Origin of the sequence: Sphingomonas sp., from assembly GCF_031426035.1 — a bacterium.
Lineage (GTDB): Bacteria > Pseudomonadota > Alphaproteobacteria > Sphingomonadales > Sphingomonadaceae > Sphingomicrobium.
This window is the reverse complement of the sequence record NZ_JANPKO010000049.1, coordinates 1-1,818: the sequence shown is the minus strand read 5'-3', so window position 1 is coordinate 1,818 and position 1,818 is coordinate 1. Positions and strand designations below refer to the sequence as shown.

The 1,818-nt window shown below is 69.3% G+C and carries 3 protein-coding genes; 1 reads left to right on the top strand and 2 read right to left on the bottom strand.

The window, feature by feature from the left end; genetic code table 11:
* Window positions 1-564: acyl-CoA dehydrogenase family protein (locus RMP08_RS03085; RefSeq protein ID WP_310467523.1), on the top strand; the 564-nt coding region annotated here is incomplete at its 5' end.
* Here RMP08_RS03085 and RMP08_RS03080 read toward each other — a convergent pair.
* Entirely contained in the window at window positions 561-917 is a 357-nt protein-coding gene (locus tag RMP08_RS03080) for a GntR family transcriptional regulator (protein WP_310467522.1), read from the bottom strand. The genes RMP08_RS03085 and RMP08_RS03080 overlap by 4 nt on opposite strands.
* A gap of 40 nt (window positions 918-957) precedes the next feature.
* A complete protein-coding gene (locus RMP08_RS03075; protein ID WP_310467520.1) occupies window positions 958-1,545 on the bottom strand; it encodes a nitroreductase in 588 nt (195 codons plus the stop codon).
* Window positions 1,546-1,818: the final 273 nt, after the last annotated feature.

The window sequence follows — 1,818 nt, the reverse complement described above, 5'->3', positions numbered from 1 at the left end:
GTCCTCACCCCATTGGCGAAAGCGTGGGCGACCGATGTCGGCTGCGAGGTCGCCAGCCTCGGGGTCCAGGTCCACGGCGGGATGGGCTATATCGAGGAAACCGGCGCCGCCCAGCATTTACGCGACGCGCGCATCGCCCCGATTTACGAAGGCACCAACGGCATCCAGGCCGCCGATTTGGTGACGCGCAAGCTGACGCTCGGCAACGGCGCCGCGCTCGACGACCTGATCGCCGATATCCGCGGCGACGCGGCCGATCTTCGCCTCGTCGCGCTCACCGACGCGGTCGAAATCCTCACCGCCACAATGCGCGCCGCCGAGCCCGACGACCGCCTCGCCGGCAGCTACCCGTTCCTCACCATGCTGTCGGTGCTGGTCGCCGGCTGGCAGCTCGAGCGGCTCGACCGCGTGCTGGCCCCGGTCGGCGATGATTTCAGCGCAGCCCGCCGCGCGGCCATCGCTCTATTTCTCGAATCGATTGTGCCCGAGGCGCTCGGCCTCGGCGCGGCAGCGGGGCAGGGCGCCGAATTGCTCTACCGCGCCCCGGCGGAAGCGTTGGCCTAGACCTTCGCGCGCTCGATCAGGCTGGCGGGGTCGATCCCGAGCCGGGTCATGCGGTCGCGCACCGCGGGCCATTCCTCGGTGACGAAGCGCTTGCGCTCGCTGTCGCGCAATCTCGCGCGTGCGCCCGGCGCGACGAACAGCCCCACCCCGCGCTTGACCGTGATCAGCCCCTCGTCCTGGAACCCCTGATAGGCCTTGGCCACCGTCAGCGGGTTGGCGCCTTCGTCGGCGGCCATCGCGCGCACCGACGGCAACGGGTCGCCGTCGCTGTAGCGCCCCGCCAAAATGGCATCGGCGATAACCTCGCGGAGGCGGACGTAAACGGGCTTTTCGGGCTGGCTGCGAAGCGTCATGCTGTGATAATACAGCATGGCGGATAAATTGCAACTTTGCTTAGTCCGCCGGCGGTACCCAAGGCCGCACCACGGTCGCCAGCGGCGCCCGCGGCCGCTCGACCAACTCGGCGCCGGGCGACCCGAGGAACAGGAAGCCGGCAATCCGCTCGCCGGGGCCGCAGAATGCCGCACGCACCCGCTCCGAATAAGCCGCCCAACCGGTCAGCCAGCCGCCGACATAACCCAGCGCGTGCGCCGCCAGCAGCAGGTTCTTCCCCGCCGCGCCGCACGACAATTGCTGCTCCCATTCGGGGATCTTGTGGCCCGCGACCGGCGCCGACACCAGCACCACCAGCGCCGCGCCCTGCCGCGCGAACTCTTCCGCTTTGCCGTGGTGCGCTGGACCTGCCTCGGGATCGGCCTCGGGCAGTGCACCGCGCAGTAGCGCGGCGAACGCGTCGCGCTGCCCGTCCTCGACCACCACGAACCGCCACGGGAACAGCTTGCCGTGATCGGGGGTGCGCGCGGCGATGGTCAGGATGCGCTCGAGCTCGGCCGGCGAGGGCCCCGGCGGCACCATCTCGCGCGGCCGCCCCGAGCGGCGTGTTTCGAGCAGCGAAAGGAGCGACGAGCGGTCATTGAGCATGGCCGCTCGCCTAACAGTGACATCGCTTCGCAACAATCGGCTTCACATGCGCATTTAGCCCGCTAGGGTGCGCCGCGTTAGGCTGGTGGAGAGGTCGACCATGGGTATGAAGGACATCGCGCTGTGGCAGGAGGGTGACTGGATCACCGCGATCGGTGTTCTCGTCCTGGCCGGGTTCCTCGCCATGGGCGCGGTCGCCGCGACCCGCAAAGGCGACGAGTTCCTCGGCCAGCCCAAGGGCCTCTACATGCTGTTCTTCGCCGAGATGTGGGA